The organism is Clostridium lundense DSM 17049 (genome assembly GCF_000619945.1).
In the GTDB taxonomy this organism is placed as follows: Bacteria; Bacillota; Clostridia; order Clostridiales; family Clostridiaceae; genus Clostridium_AO; species Clostridium_AO lundense.
Genome location: NZ_JHVC01000019.1, coordinates 14,737 through 32,691, shown reverse-complemented (window position 1 = coordinate 32,691; position 17,955 = coordinate 14,737). Strand labels below are relative to the sequence as shown.

Below are 17,955 nucleotides of genomic sequence, written 5' to 3'. Positions count from 1 at the left end.
CCTTATACCTTTTCCTTTACATTTTTACCTAATAGCCCATTAGGCTTGATTATAAGTATTACAATTAGTATTGCAAAAGCAACTGCATCTTTGTATAGTGAGTTTCCATAAGAACTAACCATAGTTTCTGTGAGTCCTAAAAATACTCCACCAAACATAGCACCTGGTATTATTCCAATTCCTCCTATAACTGCTGCCACAAAGGCTTTCAATCCAGGTAAAACCCCCATAAGAGGATCAATTGAATTGTAGTATACTCCAACTAAAACTCCTGCTGCCCCTGCAAGAGCTGAACCTATGGCAAAGGTATAGGATATAGTACTATCCACATTAATGCCCATAAGCTGCGCTGCTTCTCTATCTATAGATACTGCTCTCATTGCTTTTCCAACTTTAGTTTTGTAAATTATATATTGAAGTAAAAGCATCAATAACACAGTTATTACAATAATATAAACATCCTTTGTATTTATAAGTACTTTTCCTGAAAATAAACTAATTTGTTTACCCTTTAACACCTCCGGAAAAGTTCTTGTTTGTGGTGAAACAAAATACATAGTCCCATATTCCAAAAACAACGAAACACTTATAGCTGTTATAAGAGCTGCTATTCTAGTAGAATTTCTTATAGGTTTATAAGCTACTTTTTCTATAATTACGCCTATCAAAGAACAACCCACCATAGAAATAATAAGTGCAGGTATAAAACTTATATGAAATAGTGCAGTCATGGCAAAACCTATAAATGCACCCAACATGTATATATCACCATGAGCAAAATTTATTAAATTAATTATTCCATAAACCATAGTATATCCAAGTGCTATAAGAGCATAAATACTTCCTAATGAAACACCATTAAACAATTGCTGTAAAAATTTATCCATTTAATCACTTCCTATCATACTTAATATTATAGGAGGGGGAAAATCCCCTCCATTTTTACATTAACTAAGGCTGCTGTTTCTTTAGGAATGTTGGCTCTCCATTTTTAACTTCTAATATTGTTATTGATTTTACCGGATTATGATTTTTATCTATTGATAATTCACCAGTTATTCCTTTAAACCCTTTTGTACTAGCAAGAGCTTCTTTTACTTTTTCACGATTTGGCTCCCCAGCTCTTTTTAATGCATCAGCAACAAAATATGCAAGATCATATCCTAAAGCATTAAATGCATCTGGTTCTTTATTGAATTGCTTTTTAAATGTATCTCTAAATTTTACAACTTCAGCGCTAGTATCCTTTGAAGAATAGTGATTTGTATAGTAAACTTTATTTAATGCTTCTTTTCCAGCAAGTTCAGTTAACTTAGGTGAATCATAACCATCCCCACCTAAAATAGGTACATTAAGTCCTAATTCTCTTGCTTGTTTAACTATTAACCCAACCTCTTCATAGTATCCTGGTAAGTAAAGTAGATCAGGTTTAGCATTTTTAATATTAGTTAAAACTGCCTTAAAATCTTTATCTTTAGCTTGATAAGCCTGCTCTGTTACTACTTTCCCTCCTAACTTACTATAGGTTTCCTTGAAGCTTTTTGAAAGACCTTTACTATAATCACTTGTTGTATCTATCAACACTGCAGCATTTTTTGATTTCAAATCCTGTACTGCAAAATTTGCGAGTATTACTCCTTGGAAAGAATCACTAAAACAAGTTTTAAAAATGTAATCCCTTACTTTACCATGACTGTCTACTGTAACATCATCTGCTGTAGATGATGCTGAAATTAATGGGACTTTGTTTTGTGTGGCCTGTGGAATTGCCGCCTTTACATTACCTGATGTTGCAGGCCCAAGTATTGCTACAACTTTATCTCTAGTTGCAAGTTTAGAAGCTACATTTGCCGCTTCCGCTGTATCTGATTTATTATCTGTCTTTACAAGTTCAACTTTTTTCCCTAAAACTCCACCTGCATCATTTATTTCTTTAAATGCAAGTTCTATTCCTGTAACTAAGCTTTGTCCATAAGTTGCAACATCATTTGAAAGCTCATAATCTAATCCTATTTTTATAGTATCACCTTTACTTCCAGCGTCTTTATTGTTCGCCCCACCTTTACCACATCCTGCAAATAAGGATGCTGTCATTAACAAAGCCATAAATACTGATAATTTTTTATTCATAATTTTTCCCCCTTCTTTTACACGAAATATCTTCTTTAATTTTGAAATAATAATCACACCATCCTCATCTGAGCTAGTAATTAGCCCCAACAAAACCACCCCCTTTTAATATAGTTTCTAACCATAAAGTTCAAAGCACTTCCTTTAGTTTATAGTGAATAATTACAGATTAAGAAAATTTTTATTCCCTGCTCTATAGAAAGCCTAAAATAAATAACTGTAGTTAGTTTTTCTTTATTTTTATTTCAGAAGATTCCGAATTAAAAAAATGTTCTGACTAACATATTTTAAATTATCTTAAGGTTTAAGCTTTAATCCAAGCTTTTCTATAAAAAATACGGAAGAAAGAAAACATCCTCTACTCTTTTTCTTCACTATTAGCTATAAAAAAAGCCTCTATATGCATATTTTGCATATAGAGGCGTCCTTTCGCTGTACCACTCTAATTCGCTGTAATTTCACAATTACAACCTTAATCTAGGTTACTATATAATAACCTTGCATTATAACGTATGCAAAACGGTAATAACCTACTGCTATTTCAGCTATACAATTCAGGAGTGAGCATTATATATCAATTAGTGCTGGGCTCTCACCGTCCCCAACTCTCTTTGACTAATTTACTGATATTTTTATCTCCATCATTATCGTTAAATAAATTAATTTAGTTATATTTATTCAAATTATTGATAATTTATTCATGTTTTTTATTTGCCGGCAAAATTATTATTTATACTTTATCACACTAAATATCAAAGGTCAACAGGTTTTTTTAAGTTTTATAATTTAAATTATTGACTTAATAATTGCAGTATTATTTTTGCATAAATAGTCATTTGATTATTTTATCAATTATTATGCAAGTTTTGCACCTTAAAATCTATACCTGATTTTTGCATAAGAAACTATATTTCATTAAGGAATTATTTAAAAAAGCAATAATACTACTATTTTTTTGTACAGAAAACAATTACATTCTAGACAAAGGCTAATTTAATTTCATAAACCACTTATTATGAAATATTTAATCCATATTTAAATGAAAGTTAGATTGTAATTAGCCATATGTATACCTATAGAATACATGTGTTTTTCTTGCATAATTTCTTGCAAATTAAAATAACCATGTAAAAAGGCATATGGTTTTAGATATATAAACTTCTAAACCCTTATGCCTTTATCCATAATTTACAGCTATTTTTTAGGATTTTTAGGAAACCATCCCTTCTTCACTCTTTCTTCTTGTTCAATTATTTCATGTATGCTCCAAAGGCAAGAGAATCCTGTAACTCCTAAAATAGCACTTAGCATTCTGTCATAAGAAAACAATGAAAATGAAATAAATATTATACCTAAAACCAAAAATATAGGCCAAACTTTTTTACTGAAATAATATTCAGATTTAATTACTATAGGATGAAAAACTCCAATTATAAAAAATGACACCATTCCAATAATAATTCCCTCAAAATTCATATATAACCTCCTACTTAATAAAAAAAACTTTCCTTGCAATCTCTACAGACTCTTTAGCATCCTTAGCAAAAAAATCAGCTTTTATCATAGCTGCATATTCTTCATTTAAAACTGCTCCTCCTACCATAACATTACAAGCTAGATTATTCTCTCTTAAAGCTTTTATTGTTTCTTCCATGCTTTTAACAGTAGTAGTCATCAATGCACTAAGTCCTACTAATTTTATATCATTTCTTTTTACTTCTTCAACTATTTTTTCTTTTGGAACATCTTTACCTAAATCAATTACATTAAATCCATAGTTTTGAAGTAAAGTTTTAACTATATTTTTCCCTATATCATGGATATCACCTTTAACCGTAGCAATAAGTATTTTACCTTTATCTATTGTTTTTTTATTTTGCAGGATTACACTTTCTTTTATAATTTCAAAAGCTACTTTCACTGTTTCTGCTGACTGCATAAGTTGAGGTAAAAATATTATCCCTTTTTCATATTTCTCTCCAACTATATCTAAGGCTGGAATCAAATCTTCATCCATTATTTCCATTTCATTTTTCTCTTCTAAAAGTTTTCTTGTTATATTAGCAACTTCTTTCTTTAATCCTTTTATAACCGCTTCCTTCAAATTTATATGTTTATTTTCCTTAAATTTTGTATTCTCTTCTTTTTTATCACCATAAATTTTTATATATTCTTTTGCATCCCTATCCTCATTATTTAGCACTTTAAATCCATTTATAGCATCCATAATAGCTTTATCTAAAGGGTTTATTATAGGTAAATCTAAACCACTTCCTAATGCCATAGTTAAAAAAGTTCTATTTAATAATTCTCTATTTGGTAATCCAAAAGATACATTAGATACTCCCAGAGTAGTTTTCACCTTTAACTTTTCCTTCACCATAGCCAAAGCCTTTAAAGTTTCCATCAAATCTTCTTGCTGAGCTGAAGCTGTTAAAGTTAAGCAATCAATTATTATATTTTCTTTTGGTATACCATATTTCAAAGCTTTATTTACTATTTTTAAAGCTACCTTGTATCTATCTTCAGCTTTAGAAGGTATTCCATTTTCATCTAACGTAAGTCCCATAACTAAAGCTCCATACTTTTTCACTAAGGGAAGTATGGTATCCAAAGATTTATTTTCTCCAGTAACAGAATTTACTATAGCCCTTCCATTATATATTCTTAATGCTTTTTCTATAGCCTTAGCATTATTAGAATCTATTTGAAGAGGAATATCTATAATGCCTTGAAGATTTTTCACAACTTCACCTAATACTTTCTCTTCATTTATTTCTGGAAGTCCTACATTTATATCTAAAATATCTGCTCCTGCTTCTACCTGATCTATGGCTTCCTTAAAAATATAATCCATATCATTATTTCTTAATGCATCTTTAAATAATTTTTTTCCCGTAGGATTTATTCTTTCCCCTATAACCCTAACCCCATCTATAATAACTGCCTTCGATGGAGTACATGCTCCACATATAGGTTTATTATTTAGCTTATTTAATTCAATATTTTCTAAAGCTTTAACAACCTCTCTAATAAAATTATCATCAGTACCACAACATCCACCAAATATACTTACTCCGCTTTCTACCATTTTCTTTGCTACTTTAGCAAATTCTTCAGGAGTTATTTTATACTCGGTTTCCCCACTTACTACCTGTGGCAAACCTGCATTAGGTTGAACCATAACAGGTATAGTAGCATACTCTAATATTTCATTTACTATTGACTCTAGTTCTATTGGACCTAAAGAACAATTTGCTCCTAATGCATCTACTCCCAAGCCTTGCAATGTCATTACCATAGATAAGGCTGTACATCCAGTGAAAGTTCTTCTATCCTGCTGAAAGCTCATAGTACAGCACACTGGTAGATTTGAATTTTCCTTAGCAGCCAATACAGCCGCTTTTGCTTCATATAAATCTGTCATAGTTTCTATTAAAATTAAATCTACTCCACATTTTACTCCCTGAATTACCTGCCTTTTAAAAATTTCGTAGGCTTCCTCAAAAGCTAGTGATCCCATAGGCTCTAATAATTCACCTATGGGTCCAATATCTAATGCAATAAAAACATTTCTCCCCTGTACAGCTATTTTAGCATTTTCTACAGCAGCTTTTATTATTTCTTCAGGAGCATATACAGTATCCTTTAATTTAAGCTCATTTGCTCCAAAGGTATTAGTTGTTATTATATTAGCTCCTGCCTCTATGTATTTTTTATGTATATCTATTATTTTATTTCTAGCTTTAATATTTAATAACTCAGGTGCCTCTCCAGCTTTAAGTCCCACCTTTTGAAGCATTGTACCCATGGCCCCATCAAAAACAAGCATTTTATTTCCTATTAATTCCTTAATATTCACAAATTCCACCTATCTTTCTAAATCCGCAGCTATCATATTTATTACAATTTATGCAACTCTTTTTTTCTATTTTTTTATCTTTAGGCATAAATCCTATAATAGCTGTTACAGATTTCCTTGGTATTAAAATGCTGTGTGAAGATACTGTAAGCCCCAATTTTTTATATGCATCTAATAATTGTAAAAACTCCTTTTGTATATCTAACCTTAAATCTCCATAGCCTGGACTAAATCTCCAAGTTATTTCTTTATCATCTTTTAAGGCAGTCTTTCTAATTTCTTCTTCTACAAAATCACAGGCTTCTTCTATAGCAGCAGTGGCACAAGCATCAAATATTAAAGCTTTTGTCATATTAGATTTTTCATAATAATTTATTTTTCTATCCACTTCACTACCTAAAGTTGCTGCAAATAATACACATTTATCACAGTACTTTAAATGGTTATTTATGCTTTTACCACAAAGTTCTAATTTACAATTTTGTAATATTATTTTGTTTTCTCTTACCTGTAGTAAAAAAACTTTCCATGTAAAATTAAGCCTAATTATTTTTTTTATTTCTTCTATAGTTTCATCTATTAAATTATTAACATTTTCTTCCAAACTACTCTTAACTCCTAAATATCTTAATACTTCTTCCCTAGATATTTTAAGATTGCATTGATGCATTAATTATTACCATATATATTTAAGCTAAAACCATTTTCTAGTACAATTTTTGCATACTCCTTAGCTCCGAATAAAGATAAATCTCTATAGTTACCACATTGAATATCGTTTGCTGCTGGTACCTCTGTAGCTTCTAATACTTTTTTTAATGAATTTTCTAATCCTGCCTTAATCTCACTTGTATCCTTATCTCCCCAAACTGTTAAATAAAAACCAGTTCTACACCCCATAGGTGATAGGTCTATTATTCCATCTATATATTCTCTTAAAAATCCTGCAAGTAAATGCTCTAAAGCATGTAATGCTCCTGTAGGTATAGATTCTTTATTAGGTTGAGTAAATCTTAAATCATACTTGGAAACTTTATCTCCTCTTTCTCCAACTTGAGTACAACACTTTCTAATATATGGTGCTACTATTTTTCTATGATCTAATTCAAAACTTTCTACTTTTTTCATAATTTACTTTAGTGAGAAATCCTATTACAAATATCCATCCCCACTAAATATTCACTTCCTTTCTTTGTATGTATAAAATATTAATATAATTGGCCATAAATTACAAGTTCAGTGATCTTTTCTAGAGTATAGCTTAATAGATGAAAATTTATTTTCAATATATTTAAAAATAAATAACTTAAAATTTATTGTAACATAATATTTTTACTTTATTCAACATTCTTTACACACATCTACCCATACCCCATTAGTGATTTCCTGTAAATCTTCTATAGTAACTTTCACTGCTGAATTAGGAGTTCCTGCCGCTGGATACACTGTTTCAAATTCCCTTAATGAGTTATCAAGATATACATTAATGGAATTCTTTAATCCAAAAGGACACACTCCTCCAACTGGGTGACCTGTAATTTCTAATACTTCTTCTCCGCTCATCATCTTTGCCTTAGCCTTGAAATAATCTTTAAATTTTCTATTATCAATTTTAGAATCTCCTTTTACAACTATAAGTATATCATCTTCTTTTACCTTAAATGCTAAAGTCTTTGCAATTTGTCCTGGCTCTACACCAACAGCTTTGGCTGCTTCGTCTACTGTAGCAGTGCTTTCTTCAAACTCCAATATCTTTAAATTTAAATTTTCCTCCTGAATTTGTTTTTTTACACTTTGAATTCCCATAAATTAAACCTCCTAAATTTTAATCTCTTTCACTATATTCTTAAATAGATTTTAGAAAACTTTTTATATTTTCTTCATATTTATCACTATACATATAATAAGATCCAACATGTACTGAATTATCAAATAAAACAAGTTTACTTTTCTTATTTTTAAATCTATCCTTAATTTTAACACTTTCAGTATAAGGAATGGTTATATCTTTTTTCCCATGTATTATTAAAATAGGAATATCCACTTTACTTACACTATTTAATGGGCTTACTTCACTATAATTTACACCATATATAAGTTTGAAATTTGCAATTGCCATGGGTGCAAAAGGAAACTTTGGTAGTCCCGTCCAAACCTTTATATTATTACTTAAGTAATCTTTTAAGTCACTAAAAGGAGAGTCTGCAATAGCAAAACTAATATCCTTAGTTTTGTCCAACACACTTAATGAAGTAGCACCTCCCATAGAAGATCCTAAAACACCTATTTTTTCACCTATACCCCTACCTTTTATAAAATCAATAGCGCCTAAAAGATCTTTTTGTTCATTAAATCCTATGGTAACTCCTGCATTATGCCCATTTTCCCCATGACCTCTAAAATCAAATATTAAAGTATTATATCCTTCATTTGAAAATATTTTAGCTAATTTTAAATGATCCACTTTTTCAGGAGTTTTCTTTCCTCCTACCATAAATTTGTTGTCCCCATATCCATGACATATTATAATTGTTTTTTTACTGTTATCATTTTTTATAAGATATCCATTAAGTTTTATATCTCTTTTTTCACTATGAAAAGTTACTTTTTCATAATTTTTTATTCCATAGCTTGAAAATTTATTTTTTAACTCTCGTATTTTAGGATGGCTAAATTCTTTTACAATGTGTATGGAAAAAATTTCTATAATCAAAAAGATTATTAAAAGGATTATACATACAATTTTCAACAATCCTTTTAAATTTAATGCAGTTTTGACTCCTTCTTTAAGTATTGTTATATTATCCATTTAGTCACTTCCCTTTTGTTTAAATATAGTAGAAATTCTTATTTAATTGTATATCATTCCCTTTTATTTTTCTACTATAAAACATTTTACCAAAAATAATATAAGGGAAATAGTTTCTTAAATATAAACTCCCCACTACTAATAAAATAACTAGTAATGAGGAGTTTGATTTAATTTACTTGCATATGCTTCATACTTGTATATAAACAATATGAAAATAATATGGTCAATATAATAGCGTAAAATATACTAAAGTAAGGATAAATCACTGGTCTTCCAAGCACATTGGTTGTACTAAAAACACTATATATTTTACTACCATTCATAAATTGAGGAATGCTTAGATTTACTATTATTTTTTTCCACCAAAATTGTCCTACAAGAAATGAATCAATAAGAATCGGCATTATAAATATACAGCCGCCTATAAAAAAAGTCATTAATGAGGATTTTGTAATATTAGATATAAACAATATAATTATAGCAAATATTATAGCTCCCATAATTGATGTTAAAAATGATATAATCCAAAATTGCCCTATAGTAAAATTATATGGTGAACAAATATAATCAAATAAACATTGCATAGGTGCATTAAATCCATTTGTACCATATACTTTTATACTAAAAATAATACTTGCTAATTCACATATACACACTACAACCATTGCATATATAATAGAGGCTAGAATCTTAGCTATAACACATTCATTTCTTCCTTTTTTGCTTGATAACATTATTGTATGCACTTTACTTTTATATTCATTAGCATAACTTGTTGATACTCCTAATAAAATTACTATGCCCATTATATATACTAAAGCATTTGAAGAATTAAACTTTGAATCCCATCCATCTATATAAGAAAATTTAGGTGTTGAAAGATTACTATACATCTTACTTGCAAGTTCTTTATTTTTATAATTATAGGTATTTTCTTTACCCATTTGACTTTCTTCTTTTAAAGTTTGTTTTAGTTTTTCTAATTCATATCCTTCAAATTGAAATGTTTTATTTAAAAGTTTTTCATCATAAAATGATTCATTATTATTCTTTAATGTATCAGAAATAGCTACAACTCTTTTCCTATCTTGAGCAGTATAGTTACTATATACTGTATCATATATTTTTCCTATATTTTCGTCTTTATCTTTATAAACTTGTGTTAATGTAAATAGCTTTTCTTTGTTATTTTTAGTTATTTCTCCTTCATAAGGCTTACTATATTTAGCTACCTGCCTATTTATTTTTATGTCTTTTGATGCAAATAAATAATTTGGTATATAAAATAATGAAAGTAATACTATTAATATTACAAACAAGTACTTTTTCGAAAATATTTTATATAATTCATGTTTTAAAAGATCCATTTTTCTATCCCCTCCATTCTCCTATCTATAGCTAAACTAATAATTTCCTTAAACTGAAATTTAGTTAAACTTAACATACATCTTGTACTTTCTCATTAAAGTAATATAAAAATACATCTTGTAAATTAGGCTTTTCATCCTTAGCATATTCGTTTGGTTTTTTGTCTCCAACTATCCTAACTGTAATAGAATTATTTTCTCTACAAATATTTGCTACTTTATATTTTGAATTTATATCATGCAATTCACTTTCTGTAACCTCTAATGCCCAAACCTTTCCTGATAATTTGCAAGTAAGTTCCAAAGGTTTAGCTCTTTGTAATAACCTACCTTCTTTTATAATCAAAATCTCATTTGCTATAAATTCTATATCTGAGACTATATGTGTAGATAAAATAACAACCCTATCCTTTGATATATCTGATATAACATTTTTAAATCTTATTCTTTCATTTGGGTCTAACCCTGCTGTTGGCTCATCTAATATAAGTATTTTAGGATTATTTAATAATGATTGGGCTATACCAAGCCTTTGCTTCATTCCTCCTGAAAACCTTCCTATCTTTTTATCTTTATATTCTGTAAGTCTTACAATCTCTAAAAGTTCACAGATCTTTTTTTTAGCTTTTCTTCTATCAATTCCTTTTAAAGCAGACACATACTCTAAAAATCTCTGGGCTGTAAAATTATCATAATATCCAATGTCTTGAGGTAAATATCCAAGTAAATCTCTATAATCAGCAGCCAATTTATTCTTATTAATACCCTCCACAAGTATCTCCCCTTCGGTTGGTTTAAGCACATCTGCAATCATTCTCATTAATGTTGTTTTACCTGCACCATTGGGCCCTAAAAGACCATAAACCCCTTCTTTCAATTCCAAATTAATTTGATTTATAACTACCTTATTGCCATATTTTTTCGTTAAATTTTTTATTTCAAGCTTCATATATGTATTCCCCCACTTCACATATAAATCTATACTTCAAATTTATATGTGCTCCACTGTAAAAATTTTATTTTCTTATAGTGAAGCACATACAAAATCATTATTTATTCTTTATCCTACCTCTATAACTACCGATACTTACACTTTTAAAGTGTAGAATAGATATTATTTCAAAGGTATCTTGAACATATAGTCTTCTTTAAACTCATAGTTATCTAATGTGTTAGTACACAAGAAATACTTTTTACCATTCTCCAATCTAGGTACTTCTAAGATAAATTCCTTCGAATTGTTTTCATCCTTTTTTCTATTAAATTCATTATAAGGTTTTATCCTTTCTCCTTTTTCATCTTCTATATAAAGATATGTTGATTGAAAATTAGGTGCTTTTCCATTGGCAGTATATTTTATTAAAGTCTTATCTTTTTCATTCTTTATTTCTTTAACAATAAGACTACCTATTTTCCCTTGACTAAGTTCTATTGGATATTTACCATCTATAGCTTTTTTAATTTCTTTAACTTCTTTATTAGTCTTTTCAAAAGCTTTCCCGTCTTCTGTAATTCCTCCCTCTATTGTTGGAGTAATCTTACAAGGCACTACAGTTAAATATTTAGGAATATCTTTCAAACTTTGGAAATCATATTTATAATGAAAATCATCTTTACTAAATAATCCTTCTGTTCCTCCTCCACTACCTTTTTGAGAAAGTTCATTTCCCTTATCATCAAATACAAACCAATAATCATAATCAAACATATTATCCCTATATTTATCTTTATTTTTATCTTTATAATCTCCCTTAATAAATATAGATGTATTTATGGGACTCAACATAACTTTTTCTACAACTATTTTGCTACTTGGAAACTCTACTTTTGTATTTGGTTTAAATACTGTAGTTTTAGACATTAATTCATCTCTTGATACTGTAAATGCAGTGTCCCATTTGCCTTTCACACCAAATATTTGTGAAATATTTAAATCTATATTGAATTTTTTAGGCATATTTTTTCTTCCTATATCTATTTCACAAACTCCAATTAAAGTATTATCATCTAAATAGTCCCACTGCATTCCTCCACCAAAATTCTCTGTTTTACCATTAATTTTGATGTTATTTCCCAAAAATAACTGCCTTATCTCTAACCCCTTAATCTTTTTATCACTTTTTACAGTATAACTAATAATCAACTCAGAATCGTCACAAAGCACTTCATTTATAGTAAAGCCCATACCATTATTGTATACAGTTTTATTTATTATTTGAGAATACTTCTGGTATTCTCCTTGTATATCATATTTATCACTAATAGTTTGCACTATAGATCTTAATACAGGTATTTCCTTTGCAAACCCTGGTGCTGCCATACTTATACCTATAAAGCAGCATAATGTAACTGCCGCTGCTGTAGTAGCAATCTTTAACTTTTTGCCCTTTTCCCCTTTTATTTGTTTATTTAAATTATTTTTTAATCTTCTTTTCTGCATTTCACTCATCTCTACAGGAATATTTTTAAATTCACTTTCATCAAAATCCATGTTATTAAAAGCTTGATATATATCTTTTTCATTTAAATTCTTATTTGTATCCATCATTAAACTATTTCCTCCCTTGAGAAACTTAATTTTTCCCTCAAAACTTTTCTTCCCCTGGATAGCCTATTATCCACTGTTGACCTATTTACACCTAACTCTCTTGCTATATTCTCTATGTCTTCATCTAGAAAATATCGCTTTATAAATATTTTCTTATCCACATCTTTTAACTCATTTATTGCTTGCAAAAGTTCTTCTCTATTTTCCTCTAATATAATTAACTTTTCTATTTCCTGCTCTCCTCTTACTATAATGTCATCAATACATTCCAAACTTTTTTCCTTATATAATTTTCTCTTATAATCTATAGCTTTATATTTTGATATAGCTATAATCCAAGATTTAAAGTTGCCCTTCTCACTATGAAAGCTATCTATGTTATTCCAACTGGATAAAAACACATCATTTATACACTCATCAATGCTATGAACTTCAAATCCCGAACCTAAAACACTGTAAACTACTTTATAAACTAAATCTCCATACAAATCTACTGCAAATTCTAGTGCTTTAGGGTTTCTCTTTTTTAGTTCTCCTAAAAAATTTCTCTCATCTATCTTCAATTTCTAACCCTCCCTGAGAAGCTTCTCACTAATTAATACGAAGGTACTTATGATTTTCTATCATAAAAACATAAATTCATAGTAAAATATAACTAACGGAGGTGCAACATTTCATGGAAAAATACACTATAATAATTTCTCTTGATGCTGTAGACGAAAAAGATTTCCAAATACTTAAGGATATGCCAAACTTTAAATACTTAATTCAAAATGGATCTTACTCATCAAATGTAGAATCTGTTTATCCGTCATTAACTTATCCTGCTCATACAACCATTGTTACAGGAAATTATCCTAAGAATCATGGAATTATAAATAATACTTTATTGCAACCTAAAAGGAAAAGTCCTGATTGGTATTGGTATAGAAAGGATATAAAGGGAATCACCCTCTATGATTTAGCAAAAAAAAATGGCCTTAAAACTGCTTCACTATTATGGCCCGTTACTGCTAAAGCAAATATAGACTATAATATGCCTGAGATTTTTCCTAATAGGCTCTGGCAAAATCAAATATTCACTTCACTTTGCAGTGGTAGTAAATTATTTCAACTTTTGGTTAATAAGAAATTCGGTAACCTGAGGAAAGGATTAGCTCAACCTTTCTTAGATAATTTTGTAATGGCATCAGCTCTATATTTAATAGAAAAGAAAAGACCTAATTTATTTTTAATTCATTTAACTGATGTAGATCACTTTAAACATAATTATGGTTGTAATAGTAATAAAGTTTTAGATGCTTTAAAAAGACATGATTTAAGATTAGGTAAAATAATAAATCTATTAAAGAAAATAAATATACTTCATAAAACTACACTAATAGCCTTAGGAGATCATGGTCATTTAAACACACAATATGTGATTAAATTAAACAAACTATTCTTAGAAAAAGGTTTCATTTCTCTAAATAATAATGGTGAGATAAAAGATTGGGATGTATTTTTAAATTCTTGTGATGGTTCTGCTTATATATATTTAAAAAATGATAATGACAATGCTTTAAAAGAAAAAGTTATAGAAGACTTGAAAATTTTTTCTAAAGAAAATAATAATTGTATAAATAGAATATTAAGTGCAGAGGAAGCCTCTTCTTTTGGAGCAGATGAAAAATGCTTTCTGATGCTAGAAGCTAAAAAAGGCTATTATTTTATAAATTCTACAAAAGGAAATTTAGTAGAAAAAACAGATAAAGATTTTTATAAAGCTAACCATGGCTATTGTCCAAAAATTAAGGGCTATAAAACCATATTTATAGTCAGTGGCCCAAAAACAAAGAAAAATTATGAACTAAAAGAAATGAGATTAATAGATGAAGCTCCAACTATAGCAAAAATTTTAGAATTAAATTTAGGACAAGTTGATGGATTGCCCTTAAATGAAATATTCATATAAAGTTTGAAATGAACAATTATAACACTACTATTCTAGTATCTTTTAATTATTAACTTGCCTTATTCCTGTTATTGCTAATACTCCCACTTTTCAAGTGGGAGTATTAGCAATGCTTCCAGCCTGTAATTATTAATTAAGAAAGTTTCTATTGATTCTTTGGTACAGGTTCATCATTTTCCCATTTACTTGTATATATTTCTCCATCAGCATAAATAAGGGTTCCATCTCCATGTCTTTGATCATCTTTCCATTGACCCATATATTTGTCGCCCTCTTCCCATACATATATGCCCCATCCACTTTTTACACCATTTTCCCACTGACCAGTATATCTTTCCCCATCTGGCCAAATATATATTCCATATCCATGTTTTTCATCATTTTCCCACTGACCTATGTATTTTTCTCCCATGGCCCAAGTAAATATTCCTTCTCCATGCATCTTATCATCTTTCCACTGACCTACATATTTACTGCCATCATTGTAGAAAAATGTTCCTTGTCCATGAGCTTTTCCATCTTTCTTTTCTCCAACATATTCTCCCCCATGTACATGTGGGATATGTTCATCATGATCGTGATCATGGTCATGGTCATGGTCATGATGATCATGTTCTTTATGTAATTGGTCTTTTGCAATTTTGTTATTTTCCATACAACTACTCCTTATGTCAATTTTTCTTATATAGTATCATAACAAATATTTTAAATCAAACATTATTTAACAATAAATTATATAGACATATTTTTCAAAATAAATTATAATAAATCTATATTATATCTGAAAATTCTAAATATACTAACATTAGTCCTAACATCTGGAAGTTGGTGATATGCTATGGTTTTAAGTAAAAAAAATTGTTTCATTTATTCATTTAAAAAATCTTTAATTAACTTTGTTCCATTTATAATTTTTATAGCATTGATTTTTATGCCATCTACTGTTTTATTCAGCTTTCCTATGGATAATGATAAAATTTTTATAACTGCACATAGGGGCAATTCTTCCAAAGCTCCTGAAAATACTTTAAGTGCTATAAAATATGCAATAAATTCAGAAGTAGATTATGCAGAAATTGATGTACAAGAAACAAAAGATGGAAAAATAATTTTATTTCACGATAACAATTTTAAAAGAGTTTGTGGACATAATAAAAAAATATGGGAAGTAACCTATCATGATCTTGAGAACTATGATGCTGGAAGTTATTTTAATAGTAAATTTAGGGGAGAAAAAATTCCTACCTTAGATGAGATTTTAAGAGCCTCAAATGGCAAGATAAAACTTAATATTGAAATAAAAACTAATGGTCATGATAAAAATTTAGTCCTAAATTCCCTAAATATGATTAAAAATGAAAAGTTTAAAAATAATTGCATAATAACCTCTTCAAACTATAATGTTTTAAAACAGATTAGGAAATTAGATCCTTCCATAAAGATTGGATATATAACTCATAATTCATTAAAAGATCTTGAATCTATGGATGTAGATATTTATAGTCTAGATGGTCGTATTGTTAATAGAAGTTTTATTGAAAAAGCTCATAAAAAAGGTAGACAAGTTCACGTTTGGACAATAAATAAAGAAAAGGATATGGTAAAATATATTAACCTTGGAGTAGATAATATAATAACAGATTATCCAGATAAACTTAAATCAATTATAGCTAAAAGAAAGAATCAAACTTTGTTATCTGCAATGAGAGACGAAATTTAACAATAAGAAAAAGGATGGCTTTTAAAAGCTATCCTTTATTATTAAATAATATTAATGAAACATAAGCAACAGAATTCTCTGAATAGCTAAATTTTAATCCGCAAGACTTTAATAGCTCTCCTAAGTCAATACCATATGCCTCTGCTGAAGGTAATGCCATCTCTGGATGCCTGCATTTTTCTTTATCTAAATATGCACATCTTTCACATATTTCACAATGCCCTGCTCCCATTGGAAAAATATCCACATCCTTGTACTTTTCACTAAGAAATTTAGATATTTTTCTTAAAAAATCATTATGTGAATCCCTTGCTCTATCTAATCCTTCTTTATCCTTCATATCTCTTACTTCTGTTACATTTTGAAATACAACACCATTTTCAAATCTTACTACTTTTTCTTTTAATTCGTCTATAGGACCTACTGCAGGAGGACACATCCAATTGGTTCCATAATGTCCGCATAAATTTTCTTCACAATAGTTTCTAAATTTATTTGAAAACACTAAATTGTTTGGACTGAAACATTTTGCATAGGTTGCACCTGCATTCAAAATATGGGTTACAATACTTTCACAATTCACATAGCTCATTTTACCTTCATCCTCCCTTAAACATCTATATATTTCTAATTTAATAACTAAACTAACTCTTCTTCATTTCCTTTATAGCCTTGTATTGAATTTTTCTTACTATAATTGCTAATAGACTTCTTGGTATTAATTTAGACATACATACTAAGAATTTATTTAAAGCCCCAGGTATAACAATTCTTTTGTCTTTCATAAGACCTTTATAAGCCATTTCTGCAACTTTTCTAGCGCTCATAGCATTTTTCAAATCACCTTTACCTGCATTTTTCGAAAACTCTGTACTTGTAGTTCCTGGACAAAGTGCTGTTACAGTCACATTATATGGTTTAAGTTCATTATAAATAGCTTCGGAAAAAGAAAGTACATAAGCTTTTGTTGCATAATATACGGAAATTAAAGGTCCTGGCTGATAAGCTCCTGTAGAAGCTACATTTAATATTTTACCACTTTTTCTTTTAAGCATTTCATCTACTGCAAATTTTGTACACTTAGTTAAGGCAGTTATATTTAATTGTATAGTATCTTCAATTTTTTTTAAGTTTGTTTCACTAAAAAGACCACAACTTCCAATTCCAGCATTATTAACAAGTATATCTATACTCAATTTACAATTTTTAATTTGTTCAAATACATACTCTACTGAATTGGGCTTTATCAAATCTATTCCTATTACTTTTACCATTATATCATACTCTTTTGATAAGCTTTCTTTTAATTCTTCTAATATATCTACTCTTCTAGCTACAAGTATAAGATTATAACCATTTTTAGCAAACACTTTAGCCAATTCATATCCTATTCCTGAAGATGCTCCTGTTATCAATACATTTTCATTTTTATTATCTACCAAGTTCTCACATCCATATTTTTTATATTCTGATACTAATAACCCTATTATAATATAATAATTAAAATTTTTCTTACACATATTACAATTAGAAGTTTATACTTTGGGTAAAAATAAATATTA

17 protein-coding genes are annotated in these 17,955 nt (G+C 28.7%); 2 read left to right on the top strand and 15 right to left on the bottom strand.

The features are described 5' to 3' along the window. Positions 1 to 2 precede the first annotated feature (2 nt). From T514_RS0117870 to T514_RS0117810, 12 genes are all read right to left on the bottom strand, one after another. Positions 3 to 887, bottom strand: coding sequence for a branched-chain amino acid ABC transporter permease (locus T514_RS0117870; RefSeq protein WP_027626006.1), 885 nt, complete (start codon positions 885 to 887; stop codon positions 3 to 5). Between the two features lie 64 nt (positions 888 to 951). Further along, a complete protein-coding gene (locus T514_RS0117865) occupies positions 952 to 2,130 on the bottom strand; it encodes an ABC transporter substrate-binding protein (protein WP_027626005.1) in 1,179 nt (392 codons plus the stop codon). A 1,194-nt stretch (positions 2,131 to 3,324) separates the two neighbouring features. Continuing rightward, positions 3,325 to 3,606 carry a DUF4491 family protein gene (locus T514_RS0117860; RefSeq protein ID WP_027626004.1) on the bottom strand — a complete coding sequence of 94 codons (282 nt, stop codon included), beginning with the start codon at positions 3,604 to 3,606 and terminating at the stop codon, positions 3,325 to 3,327. A 10-nt stretch (positions 3,607 to 3,616) separates the two neighbouring features. After that, positions 3,617 to 5,992: a homocysteine S-methyltransferase family protein gene (locus tag T514_RS0117855; protein WP_027626003.1), complete on the bottom strand. Its 2,376-nt coding sequence runs from the start codon at positions 5,990 to 5,992 to the stop codon at positions 3,617 to 3,619. Next, entirely contained in the window at positions 5,982 to 6,662 is a 681-nt protein-coding gene (locus tag T514_RS0117850) for a vitamin B12 dependent-methionine synthase activation domain-containing protein (protein WP_027626002.1), read from the bottom strand. Before T514_RS0117850 ends, T514_RS0117855 begins: the two co-directional genes overlap by 11 nt. Beyond that, positions 6,662 to 7,120, bottom strand: coding sequence for an S-ribosylhomocysteine lyase (locus tag T514_RS0117845; RefSeq protein ID WP_027626001.1), 459 nt, complete (start codon positions 7,118 to 7,120; stop codon positions 6,662 to 6,664). Before T514_RS0117845 ends, T514_RS0117850 begins: the two co-directional genes overlap by 1 nt. A gap of 213 nt (positions 7,121 to 7,333) precedes the next feature. After that, positions 7,334 to 7,798, bottom strand: a complete 465-nt coding sequence (locus tag T514_RS0117840) for a YbaK/EbsC family protein (RefSeq protein WP_027626000.1) — start codon at positions 7,796 to 7,798, stop codon at positions 7,334 to 7,336. Positions 7,799 to 7,838: 40 nt separating this feature from the next. Then, complete coding sequence (locus T514_RS0117835; RefSeq protein WP_027625999.1) at positions 7,839 to 8,801, bottom strand: alpha/beta hydrolase; 963 nt, start codon at positions 8,799 to 8,801, stop codon at positions 7,839 to 7,841. Between the two features lie 170 nt (positions 8,802 to 8,971). Beyond that, the gene (locus T514_RS0117830) at positions 8,972 to 10,171 is read right to left on the bottom strand and encodes an ABC transporter permease (protein ID WP_027625998.1); all 1,200 of its coding nucleotides are present in this window, start codon (positions 10,169 to 10,171) and stop codon (positions 8,972 to 8,974) included. 70 nt (positions 10,172 to 10,241) lie between these two features. Continuing rightward, positions 10,242 to 11,120, bottom strand: coding sequence for an ABC transporter ATP-binding protein (locus tag T514_RS0117820; protein ID WP_027625997.1), 879 nt, complete (start codon positions 11,118 to 11,120; stop codon positions 10,242 to 10,244). A 165-nt stretch (positions 11,121 to 11,285) separates the two neighbouring features. After that, entirely contained in the window at positions 11,286 to 12,719 is a 1,434-nt protein-coding gene (locus tag T514_RS0117815) for a DUF4179 domain-containing protein (RefSeq protein ID WP_034869593.1), read from the bottom strand. Continuing rightward, the gene (locus T514_RS0117810) at positions 12,719 to 13,282 is read right to left on the bottom strand and encodes a sigma-70 family RNA polymerase sigma factor (protein ID WP_027625995.1); all 564 of its coding nucleotides are present in this window, start codon (positions 13,280 to 13,282) and stop codon (positions 12,719 to 12,721) included. Before T514_RS0117810 ends, T514_RS0117815 begins: the two co-directional genes overlap by 1 nt. A 113-nt stretch (positions 13,283 to 13,395) precedes the next feature. Here T514_RS0117810 and T514_RS0117805 point away from each other — a divergent pair, with 113 nt between their 5' ends. After that, the gene (locus T514_RS0117805; RefSeq protein WP_027625994.1) at positions 13,396 to 14,673 is read left to right on the top strand and encodes an alkaline phosphatase family protein; all 1,278 of its coding nucleotides are present in this window, start codon (positions 13,396 to 13,398) and stop codon (positions 14,671 to 14,673) included. 145 nt (positions 14,674 to 14,818) lie between these two features. Here T514_RS0117805 and T514_RS0117800 read toward each other — a convergent pair whose 3' ends face one another. After that, a complete protein-coding gene (locus tag T514_RS0117800; RefSeq protein WP_051542137.1) occupies positions 14,819 to 15,328 on the bottom strand; it encodes an MORN repeat-containing protein in 510 nt (169 codons plus the stop codon). Between the two features lie 183 nt (positions 15,329 to 15,511). Here T514_RS0117800 and T514_RS24925 point away from each other — a divergent pair, with 183 nt between their 5' ends. Further along, positions 15,512 to 16,393, top strand: a complete 882-nt coding sequence (locus tag T514_RS24925) for a glycerophosphodiester phosphodiesterase (RefSeq protein ID WP_051542136.1) — start codon at positions 15,512 to 15,514, stop codon at positions 16,391 to 16,393. Between the two features lie 28 nt (positions 16,394 to 16,421). Here T514_RS24925 and T514_RS0117790 read toward each other — a convergent pair whose 3' ends face one another. Further along, positions 16,422 to 16,985 carry a DUF2284 domain-containing protein gene (locus T514_RS0117790; protein ID WP_027625992.1) on the bottom strand — a complete coding sequence of 188 codons (564 nt, stop codon included), beginning with the start codon at positions 16,983 to 16,985 and terminating at the stop codon, positions 16,422 to 16,424. Between the two features lie 52 nt (positions 16,986 to 17,037). After that, positions 17,038 to 17,913, bottom strand: coding sequence for an SDR family NAD(P)-dependent oxidoreductase (locus T514_RS0117785; protein ID WP_084284719.1), 876 nt, complete (start codon positions 17,911 to 17,913; stop codon positions 17,038 to 17,040). Positions 17,914 to 17,955: the final 42 nt, after the last annotated feature.

Bases quoted from the DNA above. Each gene is read 5' to 3' on its own strand.
- T514_RS0117870 (WP_027626006.1), bottom strand. From the start codon at position 887: ATGGATAAATTTTTACAGCAATTGTTTAATGGTGTTTCATTAGGAAGT.
- T514_RS0117865 (WP_027626005.1), bottom strand. From the start codon at position 2,130: ATGAATAAAAAATTATCAGTATTTATGGCTTTGTTAATGACAGCATCC.
- T514_RS0117860 (WP_027626004.1), bottom strand. From the start codon at position 3,606: ATGAATTTTGAGGGAATTATTATTGGAATGGTGTCATTTTTTATAATT.
- T514_RS0117850 (WP_027626002.1), bottom strand. From the start codon at position 6,662: ATGCATCAATGCAATCTTAAAATATCTAGGGAAGAAGTATTAAGATAT.
- T514_RS0117845 (WP_027626001.1), bottom strand. From the start codon at position 7,120: ATGAAAAAAGTAGAAAGTTTTGAATTAGATCATAGAAAAATAGTAGCA.
- T514_RS0117840 (WP_027626000.1), bottom strand. From the start codon at position 7,798: ATGGGAATTCAAAGTGTAAAAAAACAAATTCAGGAGGAAAATTTAAAT.
- T514_RS0117835 (WP_027625999.1), bottom strand. From the start codon at position 8,801: ATGGATAATATAACAATACTTAAAGAAGGAGTCAAAACTGCATTAAAT.
- T514_RS0117830 (WP_027625998.1), bottom strand. From the start codon at position 10,171: ATGGATCTTTTAAAACATGAATTATATAAAATATTTTCGAAAAAGTAC.
- T514_RS0117820 (WP_027625997.1), bottom strand. From the start codon at position 11,120: ATGAAGCTTGAAATAAAAAATTTAACGAAAAAATATGGCAATAAGGTA.
- T514_RS0117815 (WP_034869593.1), bottom strand. From the start codon at position 12,719: ATGATGGATACAAATAAGAATTTAAATGAAAAAGATATATATCAAGCT.
- T514_RS0117805 (WP_027625994.1), top strand. From the start codon at position 13,396: ATGGAAAAATACACTATAATAATTTCTCTTGATGCTGTAGACGAAAAA.
- T514_RS0117800 (WP_051542137.1), bottom strand. From the start codon at position 15,328: ATGGAAAATAACAAAATTGCAAAAGACCAATTACATAAAGAACATGAT.
- T514_RS24925 (WP_051542136.1), top strand. From the start codon at position 15,512: ATGGTTTTAAGTAAAAAAAATTGTTTCATTTATTCATTTAAAAAATCT.
- T514_RS0117790 (WP_027625992.1), bottom strand. From the start codon at position 16,985: ATGAGCTATGTGAATTGTGAAAGTATTGTAACCCATATTTTGAATGCA.
- T514_RS0117785 (WP_084284719.1), bottom strand. From the start codon at position 17,913: ATGTGTAAGAAAAATTTTAATTATTATATTATAATAGGGTTATTAGTA.